15 protein-coding genes are annotated in these 16,510 nt (G+C 73.7%); 7 read left to right on the top strand and 8 right to left on the bottom strand.

Annotated elements, in window-relative coordinates; translation table 11 throughout:
• Positions 1–4: 4 nt before the first annotated feature.
• Both OG429_RS32915 and OG429_RS32910 read right to left on the bottom strand, forming a co-directional pair.
• Positions 5–1,753 (bottom strand): class I adenylate-forming enzyme family protein, encoded by a 1,749-nt coding sequence (locus tag OG429_RS32915; RefSeq protein WP_328928901.1) that lies wholly within the window; start codon positions 1,751–1,753, stop codon positions 5–7.
• Positions 1,750–3,525 carry a CoA transferase gene (locus tag OG429_RS32910; protein ID WP_328928900.1) on the bottom strand — a complete coding sequence of 592 codons (1,776 nt, stop codon included), beginning with the start codon at positions 3,523–3,525 and terminating at the stop codon, positions 1,750–1,752. The genes OG429_RS32915 and OG429_RS32910 overlap by 4 nt, the downstream gene beginning before the upstream one ends.
• A gap of 201 nt (positions 3,526–3,726) precedes the next feature.
• Here OG429_RS32910 and OG429_RS32905 point away from each other — a divergent pair, with 201 nt between their 5' ends.
• Complete coding sequence (locus tag OG429_RS32905; protein WP_328930490.1) at positions 3,727–4,905, top strand: acyl-CoA dehydrogenase family protein; 1,179 nt, start codon at positions 3,727–3,729, stop codon at positions 4,903–4,905.
• Here OG429_RS32905 and OG429_RS32900 read toward each other — a convergent pair.
• Positions 4,892–5,992 carry a sugar ABC transporter permease gene (locus OG429_RS32900; RefSeq protein ID WP_328928899.1) on the bottom strand — a complete coding sequence of 367 codons (1,101 nt, stop codon included), beginning with the start codon at positions 5,990–5,992 and terminating at the stop codon, positions 4,892–4,894. The genes OG429_RS32905 and OG429_RS32900 overlap by 14 nt on opposite strands.
• Positions 5,989–7,161, bottom strand: coding sequence for an MFS transporter (locus OG429_RS32895; protein WP_405681315.1), 1,173 nt, complete (start codon positions 7,159–7,161; stop codon positions 5,989–5,991). The genes OG429_RS32900 and OG429_RS32895 overlap by 4 nt, the downstream gene beginning before the upstream one ends.
• A gap of 260 nt (positions 7,162–7,421) precedes the next feature.
• Between OG429_RS32895 and OG429_RS32890 the strand changes: the two genes are divergently transcribed.
• Both OG429_RS32890 and OG429_RS32885 read left to right on the top strand, forming a co-directional pair.
• Positions 7,422–8,099 (top strand): hypothetical protein, encoded by a 678-nt coding sequence (locus tag OG429_RS32890; protein WP_328928897.1) that lies wholly within the window; start codon positions 7,422–7,424, stop codon positions 8,097–8,099.
• 150 nt (positions 8,100–8,249) lie between these two features.
• Positions 8,250–8,846, top strand: coding sequence for a sigma-70 family RNA polymerase sigma factor (locus tag OG429_RS32885; protein WP_328928896.1), 597 nt, complete (start codon positions 8,250–8,252; stop codon positions 8,844–8,846).
• Between the two features lie 30 nt (positions 8,847–8,876).
• Here OG429_RS32885 and OG429_RS32880 read toward each other — a convergent pair whose 3' ends face one another.
• The 3 genes from OG429_RS32880 to OG429_RS32870 all read right to left on the bottom strand — a co-directional run bounded on the left by OG429_RS32880 (position 8,877) and on the right by OG429_RS32870 (position 10,389).
• On the bottom strand, positions 8,877–9,434 hold the full coding sequence (locus OG429_RS32880; protein WP_328928895.1) for a hypothetical protein: 558 nt from the start codon (positions 9,432–9,434) through the stop codon (positions 8,877–8,879).
• 188 nt (positions 9,435–9,622) lie between these two features.
• Complete coding sequence (locus OG429_RS32875; protein WP_328928894.1) at positions 9,623–9,805, bottom strand: hypothetical protein; 183 nt, start codon at positions 9,803–9,805, stop codon at positions 9,623–9,625.
• 134 nt (positions 9,806–9,939) lie between these two features.
• On the bottom strand, positions 9,940–10,389 hold the full coding sequence (locus tag OG429_RS32870; RefSeq protein WP_328928893.1) for a hypothetical protein: 450 nt from the start codon (positions 10,387–10,389) through the stop codon (positions 9,940–9,942).
• A gap of 316 nt (positions 10,390–10,705) precedes the next feature.
• On the opposite strand from OG429_RS32870, the gene OG429_RS32865 reads away from it, so the two are divergent.
• From OG429_RS32865 to OG429_RS32855, 3 genes are all read left to right on the top strand, one after another.
• Complete coding sequence (locus OG429_RS32865; protein ID WP_328928892.1) at positions 10,706–11,407, top strand: DUF4142 domain-containing protein; 702 nt, start codon at positions 10,706–10,708, stop codon at positions 11,405–11,407.
• Positions 11,408–11,421: 14 nt separating this feature from the next.
• On the top strand, positions 11,422–12,819 hold the full coding sequence (locus tag OG429_RS32860; protein WP_328928891.1) for a DUF1996 domain-containing protein: 1,398 nt from the start codon (positions 11,422–11,424) through the stop codon (positions 12,817–12,819).
• Positions 12,820–12,966: 147 nt separating this feature from the next.
• Complete coding sequence (locus OG429_RS32855) at positions 12,967–13,809, top strand: RNA polymerase sigma factor (protein WP_328928890.1); 843 nt, start codon at positions 12,967–12,969, stop codon at positions 13,807–13,809.
• 73 nt (positions 13,810–13,882) lie between these two features.
• Here the strand turns inward: OG429_RS32855 and OG429_RS32850 are convergent, their stop codons facing one another.
• Positions 13,883–15,172 (bottom strand): PucR family transcriptional regulator, encoded by a 1,290-nt coding sequence (locus tag OG429_RS32850; protein ID WP_328928889.1) that lies wholly within the window; start codon positions 15,170–15,172, stop codon positions 13,883–13,885.
• Between the two features lie 452 nt (positions 15,173–15,624).
• Between OG429_RS32850 and OG429_RS32845 the strand changes: the two genes are divergently transcribed.
• Positions 15,625–16,506: a hypothetical protein gene (locus tag OG429_RS32845; protein WP_328928888.1), complete on the top strand. Its 882-nt coding sequence runs from the start codon at positions 15,625–15,627 to the stop codon at positions 16,504–16,506.
• Positions 16,507–16,510 lie beyond the last annotated feature (4 nt).

The following is a 16,510-nucleotide window of genomic DNA, read 5'->3' as shown; positions in this document are numbered from 1 at the left end:
GCTGTCATCCCGCCTGTGCGAGCGGGGCCGAGGCGCCCGCGCCCTTGCGATGCTGCGGCAGACTCTCGGTCAGGCGCGCGGCCGGGACCTCGGTCAGGCGCTCCGTCAAGTTCTCCGTCAGGCTTTCCGCCAGGCGCTCGCGCAGCGCCGCCCGGTCCGGCTTGCCGGCCGCCGTCAGAGGCAGCTCGTCGAGTACGAGGAGCCGCTCGGGGTGTTTGCGCCGCTCCAGCCCGCGCCCTGTCAGGTGGTCGCCGAGCGAGGCGAGGGTGGGGGGCCGCCCGCCCCGCGCCACCACGCAGGCCGCCAGCCGCTCCCCCATCAGCGGGTCGGGGACGCCGACGCAGACCACGTCCCGGACCTGGGGGTGCGCCGTGAGCTCGCGCTCCACCTCGGCGGGGCTGATGTTGGCGCCGCCGCGGATCACGATGTCCTTGAGCCGGCCGACGACGTGCAGGACGCTGTCCGCGTCGAGATAGCCGAGGTCGCCGGTGCGGACCCAGCCGTCGGGCGTCCGGTACCGGGCGTCCAGGTCGGGGGCGCCCACGTAGCAGAGCGGGGTCATCGGGCCGCGCGAGATGATCTCCCCGATGTCTCCCTCGGCCAGCGGCTCGTGGGTGTCGGGGTCGGCGATGCGGATCGTGGCGACCCGGGGGTCGGGGTGGCCCGCGACCACGCCCGAGCCGTCGGTGGGCGGGACCATGCGGCCCAGCCCCGTATGGCAGTTGACCCCGTCGGCGGAACCGTAGAGGTTCACGACGGGACAGCCGAACGCCTGCGCCGCGGCGGCGGCCGTGGTCTCGTCGAGCGGGGCCCCGCCGAGGATCAGCGCGGTGGGCGCGGGCAGCTCCTCGCCCGTCTCGTCGAGGCGTTCGAGCATCATGCGGACCATGGTGGGAACGCCCAGGACGTGGGTCGGCTCGTGTTCGCGTACCGCCGCGATCGCCGCCTCCGCGCTGAAGTGGTCGAGCAGGACGAGGGTCCCGCCGTGCCGGGCGAGCGTGACGGCGGTGCCGTTGGACCCGAAGGCGGAGGCCAGCGGTACGAGGAAGAGGCAGCGCGGCGGGATCCGGTCGGGGATGAGGGAGGCGAGGAAGTTCCCCCGCCCGCCGGCCAGCGCATTGTGCGAGTACGCGATCATCTTCGGCTCGGCTTCCGAGCCGGACGAGACGAGGATGCGGGCCGCGCTGTCGGGGTCGGGCCGGGCGGGGACGAATCCGCTGGGGTCGGAGCGCATCAGCCGCGCCAGCGGAATCGTTTCTTCAGGTGCGGTACCGGGGCCCGCGGCGACGACATGGCGGAGAGACGGCAGCGCTCCCGCGAGGACCGCCAGATCCGCCGCGTGCCGGGAACCACGGTGCTCGGTCGCGGCGATGACGGCGACCGCCTCGGCCCGGCGCAGCAGGCACTCGGCCTCCAGGGCACTGCGGCCGACGGGGAACGGGAGCGCGACCGCCCCGAGGGCGGCCAGCGCCAGATCGGCGATGACGGCGCCGCGGTCGTTGGGGAGCTGTACGCCGACCACGTCGCCCGGGCCGATGCCGAGTTCTTCGAGGCCGGCGGCCAGACATCGCGCCTTGCGGTCCAGCGCGGTGTAGCAGAGTGCGCCCTTGGCGTCGAGGACGGCGGTCCGGTGCAGGTCGGCGATCTGGCGGGCCCGGAAGAGGCTGTAGAGATCGAGGTCCGGGCAGGTGCCGTCGACCACCCAGGACCGGCGCAGTGCGGCGGGCAGCAGGTCGTGCAGTGCGACAGTCACGCGAAGCTCCAGGGGTCGGGAACTGCGGGGGCACCGTGCGCGTCGCGGCTGATCGAGCCGGCGAAACGCGGGTCGTGGTGCAGTTCGGACAGGTCGGTGGTGACGGCGGTCGCCGTCAGTCCGTGGTCGCGCAGCTGCCGCAGGGCTTCGTCGGTCGCCAGCGCGCGCAGGTCGTACGCGGCGGCCGCGGGGGCACAGACGTCGGCGGGGGCGATCCAGCCGTCGGCCGTCGGCAGCGGTCGGCGGAATCCGGCCGGGCCACGGGGGTTCTCACCCCGGGCCGCCCGGCGCAGGGCGGGGGCGGTCAGCGTGTCGGCGGCGCCGAGCAGGGAGGAGTCCACCCGTGCGCCGCGGCCGGTGCGCTCGCGCAGCAGGAGCCCGGCGAGTACGGCCTCGGCGCCGTGCAGCCCGCCGAGTACGTCGAGCAGGGTCATCAGCGAAGGGGCCGCGGGCTCGTCTTCGGGGCGGACGGCTTCGCCGACGCCGGTGCGGGCCTGGACCATGAAGTCGGTGCCCATCGGGGCGTCCCGGAGCCGGTCGGCCCATCCGCTGGTGTACGCGTACACCAGCGCCGGATTGACCCGTGCGAGGTCGTCCGCGTCGAGGCCGAGTTCGGCGGCCTTGCCCGGCGCCCAGTTGTGCAGGAACACATCGGCCGTCGCCGCGAGCTCCCGCAGCCGGTCCCGGTCCGCCTCCGCCTTGATGTCGATCTCGACGGCCTGCTTGCCGCGGTTGAGGGCGAGCCAGCGGGCCGAGGTTCCGGAGCAGGCCGGGGGCATGCCGCGCAGCGGGTCCCCGCCCGGCGGCTCGATCCGGATCACCTCGGCGCCGAGCAGTCCGAGCAGGTGGGCGGCGAGCGGTGCCTGGATGCGGCGGCCGGCCTCCAGCACGGTGAGTCCGGCCAGTGGCCGGCCGGGGGAGAACGGACCCGGCCTGCTGATCAGGGGCCCGGAACCCAGCGGGACCAGGGACCAGGGCGCGGCGCCGTCGTGTTCGCCGGCCCGTTCCGCGAGGCTGCCGAGGACGCACACCTCGGCACCGGAGAGGGCCGCGGCCTGACGGATCCGTGCCCAGCCGTGGGCCCGCGTCACCGCGTGCAGGGCCTGCGGGAAGGGGGCGCAGGCGGTCGCGTACCGGAACTGGAAGGGCCGCCAGCCCGCCCGCATCGCATCGGCGGGTGCCTTCAGGTCCCGCCAGAACGCGGCCCAGGCACCGGGGTCGAGCGTCTCCAGCTCGAAGACGAGGCCCTCGGCGGAGGTGAACGGGGGTCCTCCCGGCGCGAGTTCGCAGGCCTCCCCTTCGTCGGCCCCGGCGGCGGCGAGGTACTGGGACACCGCGAGCAGCCCCGCCCGGTCCGCGCTGGTGGTCACCTGGGCGGCCGGGCCGCCTCGGGCCTGGCCCACCAGGCCCGCGAGCAGCCCCTGCACCGCCAGGACGGCGGTGGCCGTGGCGGCGAAGTCGACGGCCAGGCCGCGCGGGCCGCCGTCCCTGCGGCCGTGCACGGCCATGATGCCGGTGGCGGCCTGCACCATGGCCTCGTCGGCGAGTCCGCTCGCGGGACGCGCCCAGGTGGCGAGCGCGCGGGCCGGCGCGAAGTCCCCGCCGGTGAGCGTGATGCCGGCGGCGCCGTGTCCCCCGCCGGGGTGGTCCGTTCGCGCGCCGAGCAGGCGCAGGTGGTCGGCGGCGACGCTCGTGATCTGCGGCGGCCCCGAGGTGTCGAAGCGCAGTGTGTCGAGCGGCCGGACCGTCTGCGTGGTGGCTGGTGACGCCATGCCTCTCCTCTCCTGGCGCGGCGGTGGCCGTCGCCCGGGTCTTACGGATCGCGGGGAACCCGGGAGCGTCCGCACCCGACCAGTTCCACGGACAGACAGTCGGACAGCCGTTCCCATGAGTTCCCGGGAATGAGCGGGAACGAGGAGAGAGCAGTGACAGCACCGGACCCGGCCCACCACTCCCCCCGCGCGCAACGCGCCATCGAGGAAGTTGAGTTGAGAGCGAGGATCGACCGGTTCGTCCGTACCCGGGTGATCCCGCTGGAGTCCGTACTGGACGCGGGCGGCCCCGAGGCGGCCGCGGCGCTGGCCGGACTGCGCCGCCGCGCCCGGGACGAGGAGCTCTGGGCGCTGCCGCTCCCCGTGGAACTGGGCGGTGGCGGGCTGTCCTTCGGGGCGTACGCCGAGCTGGCCGAGGCCGAGGGCGCCAGTGATCACGGGCCCGCCGCGCTGGGGTCCGCGCCCCTGCTCGATGTGACGATGCTGGCGCGGCACGGGGGGACGCGGGTCCGCGAGGAGTACCTGAAGCCCCTGGTCGCCGGGGAGTTGCGTACCTGCTATGCCATGACCGAGCCGGACGTCCCGGGCACCGACCCCTTCCTGACGGGCACCCGGGCGGAGCGCCGGCCGGACGGCAGCTGGGTCGTCACCGGCCGCAAATGGTTCACCTCGGGCGCCGCGGGCGCCGACCTGGTGACCGTCATGGCCCGTACGGAGGGGACCGCAGGAGACCGCGGGGGGCTGTCCCTGCTGCTGGTGCCCACCCGCTCCCCCGGCTTCCGGGTGGTCCGCGAGCTTCCCGTGCTCGGCGCGGCGGGCCAGTACGAGATCGCGCTCGACCGGGTCCCGGTGCCCGCGGACCACCTGCTCGGCGAGCCCGGCAGCGCCCTCACCATCGCGGGCGAGCGGCTCCAGCTCGGCCGTACGCTGCGGTGTCTGCGCTGGCTCGGCCAGGCCCAGCGCGCCTTCGACCTCATGTGTGAACGGGCCGCCACCCGGCGCGGATCGCGGGGACCGCTCGCCGACCACCAACTGGTCCAGCAGCACGTCTTCGACGCCCTGCTCGCGCTGCGGACCACCCGGCCGCTGGTGCACGAGGCGGTGGCCCTGGTCGGCTCGGGGCAGGACGCCCGCACGGAGGTGGGGCTGGCCAAGGTCGCCGCCGCCCGCATGCTCCAGCAGGTCGCGGACTGCGCCATCCAGGTGCACGGCGCCGCCGGGCTCGGTCCGGACACCCCGCTGCCGGCGCTCTTGCGTACCGGCCGGGCGGCCCGCATCCTCGACGGCCCGGACGAGCTCCACATCACCTCCGTGGCCCGGCGCGTCCTGCGCGGATACGGAGGCGGGGAACCCTCCGGGCCAGGTCCTACACGCGGGTGATGTCGACGACTCCGGCCAGCGCGGCCAGCCCGAGCGCCAGGAAGAAGTCGCCCCAGACGAGTTCGTGCCGGACGCCCGGCTCCTTCCCGGCGTCGTAGCAGCCGTCCAGCAGCATCCCGGCCGGGCGGCCGGGGCCGGGGCCCGTGAGATGGTCCCGCGCGAGGCGGCGCAGGATCGCCTCGGCCCGGTCCGAGTACGCCGCCGACCTCGGGCCGGGCACGCGCGCGAGCTTCAGCAGGGCGACCGCGGTGATCGCGGCGGCCGAGGTGTCGAGGGGCCCGTCCGGCCGGGACGCGTCGGCGGGAGGTACGAGCGGTCCGGCCAGGCCCCCTCCGCGCGACAGGAGTTGCCGGGCCGCCCCGTCGAGCCGGGCGGAACCGGTCCTCGCCATGTCCGGGAGCAGCAGGGCGTCGGCCACCGCGAGGAGCAGCCAGGCCGCCCCGCGGCTCCAGCCTGGCGGCGGATCCTCGCAGGGCTGCCAGCCCGCGGCCTCGTCGAAGCGCCAGGCGGGCCGCAGCCACGGCCGCCGCGCACCGCCCGCGCCGAGGCAGAGTTCCAGGTGTCGGTGGAGATGGGCAGCTGCCGCCGCCGCGCCGTGCGGCCCGGCGCCGGCCAGGAGGGGCACCGTACCGGGCACGCCGTCCACGCGGGCCAGCAGGCGCGGCCCGCCCAGCGCGTTCCCCCAGGGCAGCAGCCCTAGTCCGGGGTCGTAGGCCGACAGGCAGGCCCGGGCCGCCCGCTCGCGCAGGGCGGCGGCTTCGGCGTCGTCCCCGGCCGGGGAGGTCCCGTACCAGAGGATCAGCCCGCGGGTGGCGGTGTCGGCGTCCGCCCACGGCGCGAGCCGGGCCGTGCACGCGGCGGCGGCGCGCCGGTCGGCGGCTTCACCGGTGTACCGCGCGCGCAGCCACAGCAGACCGGCCCAGAACCCGCCGGTCCACGAACCACGGCCGGTGGTCGTCCACCGCCCGTCGGCGGGCTCGGCGTACAGGGGGAAGCGCGTGCCCACTTCCGCCGCGGTCACCGCGACCCGTTCGATGACGGCGGCCAGCGCGCGGCCGGCCCAGTCCTCGGACCTCGTGGCGCTCACGACGCCTCTTCCCGCCGACGGTGCCCGTCGTGCCCCGCCCGCCCGTCGCTCTCGTCCTGCCCGTCCTGCCCGTCCCGTACGGCCCAGAAGAACGCGACGGCTCCCGCCGCCGCGAACTCCGCCGCCACCAGCAGCCAGCCCGGCCCGTACCGTCCGCTCTGCGCGAGCAGGCCGAACAGGGGCGGCCCCACCGCGAATCCGGCGAAGAAACCGGCCGCGACCAGCGCCGAGTCCTGTCCGGCCCGGCCGGGCAGGGCCCGCTGCATGACGAGCACCATCGAGACGGCGTTGCCGGACACGGCGAACACGCCGACGGCGACCGCGCCGGCCCACACCAGCGGACTCGCGACGAGAGCGCCTCCCAGCAGAGCCGCCGCACCCAGCGCACCGCACGCGAGCCATCCCGGCAGCCACTCGGCGCGCCCGGGCCGGGCCGCCCTCGACCACCCCACCCGGCCCGCGATCCCCGCCACCCCCAGGACGGCGACCAGAGCGCCTGCCGCCGTCGGGCCCATACCGAGGCGCTGCGCGCCGAACAGGGCGAGATAGGTGTTGACGGAGGCGATCCCGGCACCGAGGAACAGCGAGAAGACCGCGAGCCAGGCCACCATGCCCCGCGGCACGAGCGAGGTACGGGGGCCCGCGGCGGGCGGCGGAGGGTCGGCCGGCAGTGCGCGCAGCGCCCACAGCCCGGCGAGCGCGGCCGCACCCGCCCCCGTCCACAGGGCGCCCCGCCAGCCGATCCCGCCCGCGAGCGCGGCCAGCGGCAATCCGGCGGCGAAGGCGCCGAGTTGGACACCGGACTGCTTGAGTCCCGTCACCGCGCCGCGCCGCGAGGGCGCGACCGCGCGCAGGACGGCTTTGTTCGTGGCGGGGTTGGCCAACGCCTGCGGTACGCCACCCAGCGCGACGGCGGCCAGCAGCACCCCGGGGCCGGGCGCGGCGCCGATGAGGGCGAGCGCCACGGCGGAGAGCAGCAGCAGGACCACCAGGGAGCGGCGCGGACCGATGCGGTCCACGATCCGGCCGCCCGCCGGGGACAGTACCGCGGCGGTCCCGAAACCGACCGTGGTCGTCAGCCCCAGCACCGCGGGCGACACCACCGACTCGCCGACCAGGCGCGGCCCCAGCGCACCGAGCAGGAACAACTGCAGCATCGAGAACGCCATGGCGCAGGTGAGCAGCGCCGTCAGCGGGCGGCCCGGCTCGCCGTCCGCCCTCCCCGCAGGCGACACGGTCGCCGTCCTCTCCGCCGCCACAGAAGTCTCCGTTCCCCGGATGTTGAACCCTTCGACGGGCCGGGTAGGCAGTCGGGAGGCGCGGCGGATCGGTTCCCCGGCTCCGTTGTGCCCTGCACCACACGGGAAGTTGTCCGGAAGTGCGCACCCTGGTGCGCGGCTCGGAAAGCTGGTGCGAGGATGAGCCCGCAATGACGCCAGGCCTCCTGTTCCGAGCCGTACGGGCTGCGATGTTCGCAGCCGTGTGCGTGCTGCTCACGGCCACCGGCCACATCCTCATGTCGGGTACGCCGGTGCCTTGGTGGGCGCTGTCCGCCGCGTTCGCCGCCACGGCGGCAACGGCCTGGGCGCTGTCCGGCCGGGAGCGCGGGCTGCTCGCCGTCACCGCCGCGGCCGTCGCCGTCCAGGCCGCGCTGCACGCAGGTTTCTCCCTGGCCCAGTCCCTCGTCCAGCCGTCCCTTCCGTTCCTGCCGCCCGTTTCCCCCGTACCGGAGGCGGCTGCCCACGTACACCACGCCGCGCACGAGATGGCGCACACCGTCCCGGGCGTTCCAAGTGCCGGACCCCTGGCGGATGTCGGCCATGGGGCGGCCGGCATGTCAACCGGCGGGATGCTGACCGCCCACCTGCTGGCCGCCGTGCTGTGCGGTCTGTGGCTCGCGCACGGAGAGCGGGCCGTCTTCCGCGTCGTGCGCGCCGTCGCCGGATGGCTCTGGACTCCGCTGCGCCTGCTCCTGTGCCCGCCCGCGGCCGGGCTCCGGCCGCGCGTCCGCGTACGCCGCCCGCGCCGACGCCGCGCGCCGCAGCGGCTCTTCCTCGTACACGCCATCACTTCACGGGGTCCGCCGAAGGGAACCGCTGTCCTCTGACAGCCGGTTCCCCGAGCACGCGTCGGCGGCTGCGCTCTCGCACGCACTTCGCGCCTCGGGCATCGGCCATGCCCTCCGGCAGGCCGTAACCCCCTCACCGGCCCCGCTTCGGCGGCGCCGGACACCCCTTGCCCGTAAGGACCTTTGGCGATGACTCCTGCCCTGACCACCCAGAACCGTCCCGTCGGCGAAAGGCCGTCCCGGCACACTCCCGGCTCGGACGCGGCGGTGACCCGACTGGCACTCGCCGCCCGCGACGGCGACCCCGCGAAGGCCGACCGCTTCGTCCGCGCGCTCCACCGCGACGTCTGGCGGTACGTGGCCTACCTCAGCGCCGACACCCAGGCCGCCGACGACCTCACCCAGGACGTGTTCCTCCGCGCGCTCGCCGGCCTCCACCGGTTCGAAGGCCGGTCCTCGGCACGCACCTGGCTCCTGTCCATCGCCCGGCGCACCGTCGTGGACAGCCTGCGGCACGCCGCCGCGCGGCCCAGACTCTCGGACCGGCACGACTGGCAGACGGCCGCCGAGCAGGCCCAGCCGTACGGCGTCCCCGGCTTCGAGGACGGCATCGCCCTGGCGGAGCTGCTGGAGGCGATACCGTCCGAACGCCGGGAGGCCTTCGTCCTCACCCAGCTCCTCGGCCTCCCGTACGCGGAGGCGGCCACGGCCATCGGCTGCCCGATCGGCACCGTCCGCTCGCGCGTGGCCCGCGCCCGTACGTCCCTGATGGCGTCGGTCGGCTGACCTCCATGCGGCGTACGGAGGTCCTGGGCGTCACTCGTGGACGACGGTCCGGCCTTCGATGACCCAGAGGTCGGCCGGGAGCGGGGTGCACTTGGTGGCCCGGGCGGGCTTGCTCGGGTCCAGCAGGTCGGCGCCGGCCCAGCCGACCCGGCGCTCGCCGTGCTCGTCGGCCGGGTAGAAGGTGAGCCCGGTCTCGGGGTGCCAGCCGGCCGGCCCGGTGGTCGGCGGCCGGCCGTCGGCCGGGGTGGCGGTGGCCGTGGCGACCGGCCCGGTAACGGTGACGGCGCCACCGTCGGAGGTCAGGCAATCGACGTCGAACTCGACCCGAACGGTGCCCTTCCCGATGAACACGTGCTGGACGACGGCGTGCCCGCGGGTGCGGCCGTCGACGGTCCGGGCGTCAACCCAGGCGGTGAGCCGCTCGCCGGGGTTGGCGCCCGGGCCGTGCTCGTTGAGCAGGGTCCAGCTGCGCAGGGCGAGTTGCTCGGCGGGCACGGGTACGGGCGCCGCCGCGGCGCCGCCGGCGGTTCCGACTACCAGCGCCACGGCCGCGGTGACGAGTGCGACGCAGGTGGTGCGCTTGCGCATGGTCAATCCTCCACAGAGAGCAGGGAGTCGGGCGTTCGCCCGCTGCCTTCAAACTTCCAGCTCGTCCCGGTCCGCAGCATCCTCCGCACGGAGGGACCCGCTCCCCCGGGCGAGGGAGACAGGCCTCGTCCGCCCGTCTCAGGGCCTGCCGTCAAGCGGCAAGCTCCTCCACGGGCACCAGCCGCGAGTCAGCGGAGGGAGGGAATGCGTTCCGCTTCGGGCGCGGAGGGCTGGGCGGGGAGCCGGGAGAGAGCCGGTCGGGCCGGGGTGTCCGACCGGATGTCCTGGAGTCCGCGGCGCAGGCTGCCGCGCAGCACGCGGCTCAGCGGGCGTTCCACGAGCCGGTGGATGATCCATGCGAGCGTCAGCACGTCGTCGACGTGGGGGACGCCCAGCCAGCCGTAGGCGGCGAACGTGCCGGCGACGGGGAAGAGGCCCTCGGTCGGCCGGCCCCTGGAGGAGCCCCGGGGGCATCGGCGGTGATACCGGCACCACTTGGCCTTTGTTACTTGGCCTTGATGGCGGCCCTGATCCGCGAGGTGGTGTCCGCGAGGCTGCGGATGCCATCGGTCTGGACCTCCCGGACGCCCTGGCCGACCTGGGTCTCGTCCTGCTTCCCGGCTCCGGCGGTGCATTCGGAGGACCCGTGCCTGAAGGCAGCGAGGGCCTTCTTCCAGGAACTCTGGGCGACCTCGTCCGGCACGGGGTCGAACTTTTCGGCCTTGGCCACATGGGTCAGGAGTTCCTGGCACGCCGTCCCCTGGACGTCGATCGTGCGCATGCTCACTTCGTTGACCCTGGCCGAGGCGTCGGCGAGCGTTCTGATCTGGGCTTCGCCTCCGGAGGAGTACCAGTCCTCCAGTTCCTCGGCCGGAGTCGAACCGCAGCCGGTGAGCAGCACGGCGATGACGGTGGTAACGGTGACACCGGCGTGCAAGAGCACACGGATACGCATGGGACCCCCCTGGATCGGTGCGCCGATCCTGTCAGCGACCGCTCAACTCGGGGCGGTTTTCGGTGACTTCGCCGTAGATCGGCCCGGCAGGCCGGGGACGCGGGGGGCAAGCGTGACGACACCTGCGAACGCGGCAAGATATCAGCCCTCCGGGGGCTTGCCCGGATGTTTATCCAATAGTGATGGTCCTCCCGTCGGGGCACCACACGTGGCACTAGCGTCCCGTCACACCCCGGGAATGCGGGTGTGCACCGCACAGCACGTGCGGAACCTCCGGCCCCGCTACCCCTCCCGGCCCTAGGACCAAGGAGGCCCTGTGCTGTCATTCCGACGGCCCCTCAGCAGCTTGTCGGTGGCCACGAAGTACACGGTCGGAACCGGCTTCGTCATCACCGCTCTCGTCCTCACGCTGGTCGCGCTGCTCATCCCCGTCGACAAGTTCAGCGGGCGAGCGGCGGCCGCGTCGGGAGTGCCGGCCGGCGACGACGACGGTCTGGGGATCCTGAGTACGGCGTACGGACCGCTGACCCCCGCGGACCGGGACTTCGTACGCAAGGTACGGCTCGCCGGCCTGTGGGAGCTGCCCGCCGGGCGACAGGCCCAGCAGCGCGGAACGCGGCCTGCGATACGGACCGCCGGAGAGCACCTGGTGACGGGCCACACCGACCTGGACCGGCAGGTCATCCAGGTCGGTCAGGCCCTCGGGATCGACCTGCCCAATCAGCCCTCCGAGCAGCAGCGGGGATGGCTCGACCAGCTGACCCGCGCTCAGGGGGACGAGTACGAACGACTGTTCGTCCAGCTGTTGCGCCGAGCGCACGGAAAAGTGTTCGCGCTCCTCGCCCAGATCCGGGCGCAGACCAAGAACTCCAAGGTCCGCGCCCTCGCCACGTCCGCCAACACCACGGTCCTGGACCACATCACGGTCCTTGAGGACAGCGGGCTGGTCGATTTCGACGCGCTGAACGTCACCGACAGCAAGACCCCTGCTCCGTCCGATGTCCGACCGACGAAGTGAAGTGAAGTGATCGCATGAGTGAAAAGGGCCATAAACGCCCCCGGCTGTCGAACAAGCTCCTCGCCGTGGTCTCCGCCCTGGTACTGGGCGGCGGCGCGGTCGCCGTGGTGGCCGGCAACGCCAACGCCGGCCAGGACGGGAGCCGCAACGGGGACCGCGCGGCGCAGGTGATCGCCACCATCGACTGCCCCGACGTGGGTGACAAACTCACCGCCGTACCCGAGCAGGCCAAGACCGAGGTCGACGAGAACCTCGCCCAGCTGGACGTGCAGGTGGCCGACGCCTACCGGCGCCTCGCCGCCGGAGAGGCGCAGGGCAACTCCCTCCTCGGGGAACTGAAGAAGCAGCGCGAGGGAACCATCACCCGCGTGTCCGACGCGATAGCCCGCTCCGCGGCCCCGCCGCAGGAGCTCAAGTCCATGAGCGAGTGCCAGATGAAGCAGGCCTCCGCCCAGGAGGACCCGGCCGCCGCCCCGGCTGCCGCCTCCACGGATGCGGGCGCCGCCGCCGCCCGGACCATCGGCGGGAAGGGCGGCCCGGCGCGGAGCGACTTCACCGACATCACCAAGGTCCGGCCGAACGTGCGCGCGCCCGGTGCGGCCGCCGGGGCCTCGACCGGGTCGTTCAGTTCGAGCTGCGGACGCAACGAGAACGGCCACTCCAACCCCGACAACGTGATCGTCGCCCCCGGCGTCTCCAACGGCGCCCACCACATGCACGACTACGTGGGCAACAAGACCACCGATGCCTTCTCCACCAACGACAGCCTCGCCAAGTCGGGCACCACCTGCAGCAACGGCGACCTGTCCAGCTACTACTGGCCGGTGCTGCGGCTGCGCGACGGCAAGGCGGAGAAGGACGCGAAGGCACCCGGCGGCGGACAGGACGCGAACGTCGGCACGATCCTGCGCCCGAAGCAGGTGAGCATCACCTTCAAGGGCAGTCCCGTGGGCAAGGTGAAGGCCATGCCCCGCTTCCTGCGGATCATCACCGGTGACGCCAAGGCGTTCGCCAACGGCAACGCGAACGCCAACGCCTCGTGGAGCTGCACCGGCTTCGAGAACCGCCAGCTGAAGGACAAGTACCCGGTCTGCCCCAAGGGCAGCGACGTGGTGCGCACCTTCACCTTCCAGAGCTGCTGGGACGGCCGCAACGCCGACAGCGCCAACCACCGCACCCACGTGGCCTTCCCGGACAAGGCCGGCCGCTGCCCGAAGGGCTTCACCGCCATTCCGCAGCTGGTGCAGCGGCTCACGTACGGGGTCGCCCCGGGGGCCCGGTTCGCCGTGGACAGCTTCCCCGAGCAGCTCCACAAGCCGGTGACCGACCACAACGACTTCATCAACGTGATGCCGGACGGGCTGATGGCCAACGCGGTGAACTGCATCAACAGCGGGCGCGCCTGCCGCTGACGCCGCGGATCACCTCCCCAGCTCCCGGACGAGGCGCTCCTCCCTCTCGCGCCCCGCGCCACGCCCGGGACAGGTGTTGGCCCGAAGCCGACTTCGGGCCAACACCGCACACTTGTGCCCAGCCGGGTCCTGAACACGAGGAGTGCCATGTCCGGCTCCATCTCCGGCTCCACGTCCGGCTCTCGTGAATCCGCGGACGGTCCGCACCATCCGGGCGAGGGCAAGCCGCCGCCCTCCGACGGGGAACTCACCCGCCGGCTCAGGAGGGGATTCGGCTCGGGGGCCGCGGACGCGGCCGTGTGCGATCTCCTCTACCGGCGCCACCGGCGGGCCGCCCTCGCGTACGCGCGCACCTGCTGCCGTACCCCGCAGGACGCCGAAGACCTCGTCTCGGAGGCCTTCCTGCGGACCTTGCAGGCCGTCCGCTCCGGCGCCGGGCCGCGGGGGCCCTGGCGCGCTTACCTGCTGGCCGTCGTCCGGCACACGGCAATGCAGTGGAGCGACGGTGCCGAAAGGACTCTGCTGACAGCGGAGTTCGACTCCTGGTGCCAGCAGGCGGCCGCCGGCGGCGACCCGCAGCGCCGGCTGCTGGCCGGCGAGGACCGCAGGCTCCTCGCCCGGTCCTTCCACACCCTGCCCGCACGCTGGCAGGCCGTCTTATGGCACACGCTCGTCGAGGAGGACTCGCCGCACGAGGTCGCCGCGCTGCTGGGCATCAGCCCCAGCGCGGTGACCTCGCTGGCGTTCCGGGCCAGGGAAGGACTGCGCGAGGCGTTTCTCCTCGCCCATCTGGACACCGCGGCCGACGCCCGGTGCGATCACTACAGCCACATGCTCGGCTCGGCGGTCCGGCGCAGCCGCACGCAGCAGCCCCGCGGCCTGGCCCGTCATCTGGCGGCGTGCGGGCCCTGTGCCCAGGCGTACGAGGAACTGATGGACATCAACTCCACGATGCACGGTGCGGTTTCCGCCGCGCCGGCCGCCATGTGAACACCTGGCCCGGCGCACATGCAGCCGGCCCGGCCCCCGTGCGGACGGGGCCGGGCCGGTTTGCCGTGGTTGCTCACAGACCGTTGACGCGAGCCATCCGCCCGACGACCACGGGCCTGAAGTCCGCCGTGACCACGCGTGCCGTGCGTCGTCCCACCCGCGAGGCCTGACGCCGCACCTGGGCCATCAGGCGACGGCTGCGGAGCGCCATCTCCAGTTCGAACCGGGTACGGGGGTCACGCAGACCGGGTCCGAAGAGCTTCTCCAGCTGCCGCATGCGGTAGCGCACGGTCTGCGGATGCACGCTCAGGGCCTTCGCCGCCTCGGGGGCGCCGCCGCCCTCCAGCCAGGCGAGCAGGGTCACCTCCAGCCGCTCGCTCTGGCGCGGGGTCAGATCAGCCAGCGGCCGGAGCCAGCGGGCGGCCAGCGCGTGGGCGAGGGGCTCGTCCTGGAGCAGCAGCAGGGTCGAGAGGTGGTCGTCGACGAAGATCGCGCGGGCGTCCAGACCGGCGCGGGTGGGTGTCAGGGCGAGCAGGCGCAGCGCCCAGCGGAGCGAGGACGCGGTGTCCCGGAGCGGGACCGCGTGCCCGACGGCTGTGAAGCGGCCGCGCAGCGAAAGTTCGAGAGGGGCCCGGGTGTCGGGATCGGGGCTCGGGACCAGCAGGCACGGGCGGCCCGCGAACATGCCGACGAGTGCGTCGTCGAGCACGGTCGCCAGCTGCTGGGCCTCGCCGGGCGTGGCCGGCACGATGGCCCGTACGGCCACCGGGAGGGGCCAGTTGGCCGCCTCCGCGAGCTCGGTGAGGGAACTCTCCGAGGGGGCCCGGTCATCGGTGAGGGCTTTGAACAGGTCCTGGCGTGCCCGGTCGCCGCCTCGGCGCCCGGGCTGCCGGGGCAGCCCGGGCAGCCCTCCGTGGTGCCCGGTGTGGTGCCCGCCTTGCGGCTCATCGTGGTGCCCGCCTTGTTTCTCGTCGTGCCGGCCGGCGTCCTGCTGCCCGCCGTGTTGCCTGGCCTCGACCCGGAGCTCGCCCGCGCGCTCGTGCTGCACTTCGTCCGCGCACACGCTCTCGTCGGGCTCCGGCTCCATGTCCATTACCTGCTGCCGGTGTTGTTCCTGCTCCTTGCACAAGTTGCCGCTACGCGCGTCGCGGTAGCCGAGAGCGCTGAGGAGGGCCTCTTCCACGCACTGTCTGAGCAATTCGTCGTCGATGGCATCGTTGTCATCGGTAAGGGTGGAAAATCCCGGAATTCCATGCAGAAGCTCCTCCACTATCTCGGCGGCCAGCGCGGGGAGTTCCCTGCGCAGGACGCGCGTCCACTCGCCTCGGGGGCGGGACCAGATGCGGTTCAGAAGTTCGCACATCGTTTTCCTCGTTCGTGCCGGGGTGAGGCTTGTCCGGTGCTTGCGCGACAAGCCCGCCGAGGTTGCCTCTCTCGCCAACAGCACTGTCAAGCAAGAGAGTTGCTGTCCTCGTACTCCCTCCTGGAGGGGTCCGGCCACCTCCGGTCCCGCGGCTTTACCGTAATTTTGCCGTTGGGGACGCGTAGGTGGCGGGCGGTGCGGTGGCCTGTTGAAACCTCCGCTGGAGGGGAATCTTCCGGGGTTGTTCGATGCGCTGTAGACGCGCTGCGAGAAATTATCACGTTTCGATAAATCCCGTGGAGGTGCCGTGTAGCTCCACGATGCTTCTGCACTCCGGCCCCACGCTCCTCGGCCGGCGCAGGAATTCACAGCGCTGCCGGGCGACCGACAACAACCCCCGGGTGCCGAGCGCCAGGTGACGTGCTCGGATCCCAGGCGCACAGGAGATCTGGATGCCCCTGCCCCAGCCGCACATACGCCGCTCACACCGGGCGCGCCGCAGGAGTCGGCCCCCGGCGACGGTCCCGGCCGTCGCCGCGGCGGTCGTCTCCTTCATCGTGGTGGCCCGTGCGGGCGCCCTGTCCCATATATGGGACTTCCTCGACTTCGGGGCGGGCGTACTCTCGCTCGTCTCGCTCACCGCCACCGTCCTATGGGGACTGCTGGCCACCGACCGGGCGCTACTCGGGCCGGGCCACCGGCTGCTCGCCCAAGGCGCCCACCGCGGCCTGGCCGTGGCCGGGCTGTCCTTCCTTGCCCTGCACATCTGGGTCAAGGTCGCCGAGCAGCAGGCATCGGCGGCCGCGGCGGTGGTGCCGTTCGCGGATGAAGAACAGCCCGTCCTCATCGGATTCGGCACGCTCGCCGGGTACCTCTTCGTGTCCGTCGCCGTCTCGGGCGCGGTGCGCAGCGTGTTCGCGACCAAGGCCCGCTCGCTGTGGTGGCGGGCCCTGCACTTCGGTGCCTATCCGGCCTGGGGCGCGTCCCTCGTGCACGGGCTGAAGTCGGGCCGCCCTGGCGGCACCTGGGTGACGGTCTCGTACGGGCTCTGCCTGATCGGTGTCGCCGGCGTCCTCCTGCTCCGCGTCAAGTCGAGGGCGAGCGGGGAGCCTTCCAGTCCGGCCGCCGCGCCGGGCCCGCGCGTGCGTCCGCGACCGGGCCCGCGTGCGGCCACGGTGCGCGAGGCGCGTCCGCTCGCGTCCACCGGGCCCGCCCCGCTGTCCCGGCCTTCCTCCCCCTCCCGGGCGTACGCCACGGCGTCCACACCCGGGAGGGCCGGAGGGGGGCGGCAGTTGTACGGTGAGCAGCCCGCCGGCGCGGAGCGGTGGCTGTGACCGG

The organism is Streptomyces sp. NBC_00190, from assembly GCF_036203305.1.
In the GTDB taxonomy this organism is placed as follows: domain Bacteria; phylum Actinomycetota; class Actinomycetes; order Streptomycetales; family Streptomycetaceae; genus Streptomyces.
The sequence above is the reverse complement of the archived record's forward strand: the minus strand, read 5'-3'. Positions and strand labels throughout refer to the sequence as shown.

Bases quoted from the DNA above. Each gene is read 5' to 3' on its own strand.
- OG429_RS32860 (WP_328928891.1), top strand. From the start codon at position 11,422: ATGAGTGAAAAGGGCCATAAACGCCCCCGGCTGTCGAACAAGCTCCTC.
- OG429_RS32855 (WP_328928890.1), top strand. From the start codon at position 12,967: ATGTCCGGCTCCATCTCCGGCTCCACGTCCGGCTCTCGTGAATCCGCG.
- OG429_RS32850 (WP_328928889.1), bottom strand. From the start codon at position 15,172: ATGTGCGAACTTCTGAACCGCATCTGGTCCCGCCCCCGAGGCGAGTGG.
- OG429_RS32885 (WP_328928896.1), top strand. From the start codon at position 8,250: ATGACTCCTGCCCTGACCACCCAGAACCGTCCCGTCGGCGAAAGGCCG.
- OG429_RS32845 (WP_328928888.1), top strand. From the start codon at position 15,625: ATGCCCCTGCCCCAGCCGCACATACGCCGCTCACACCGGGCGCGCCGC.
- OG429_RS32880 (WP_328928895.1), bottom strand. From the start codon at position 9,434: ATGCGCAAGCGCACCACCTGCGTCGCACTCGTCACCGCGGCCGTGGCG.
- OG429_RS32895 (WP_405681315.1), bottom strand. From the start codon at position 7,161: ATGGCGTTCTCGATGCTGCAGTTGTTCCTGCTCGGTGCGCTGGGGCCG.
- OG429_RS32870 (WP_328928893.1), bottom strand. From the start codon at position 10,389: ATGCGTATCCGTGTGCTCTTGCACGCCGGTGTCACCGTTACCACCGTC.
- OG429_RS32890 (WP_328928897.1), top strand. From the start codon at position 7,422: ATGACGCCAGGCCTCCTGTTCCGAGCCGTACGGGCTGCGATGTTCGCA.
- OG429_RS32910 (WP_328928900.1), bottom strand. From the start codon at position 3,525: ATGGCGTCACCAGCCACCACGCAGACGGTCCGGCCGCTCGACACACTG.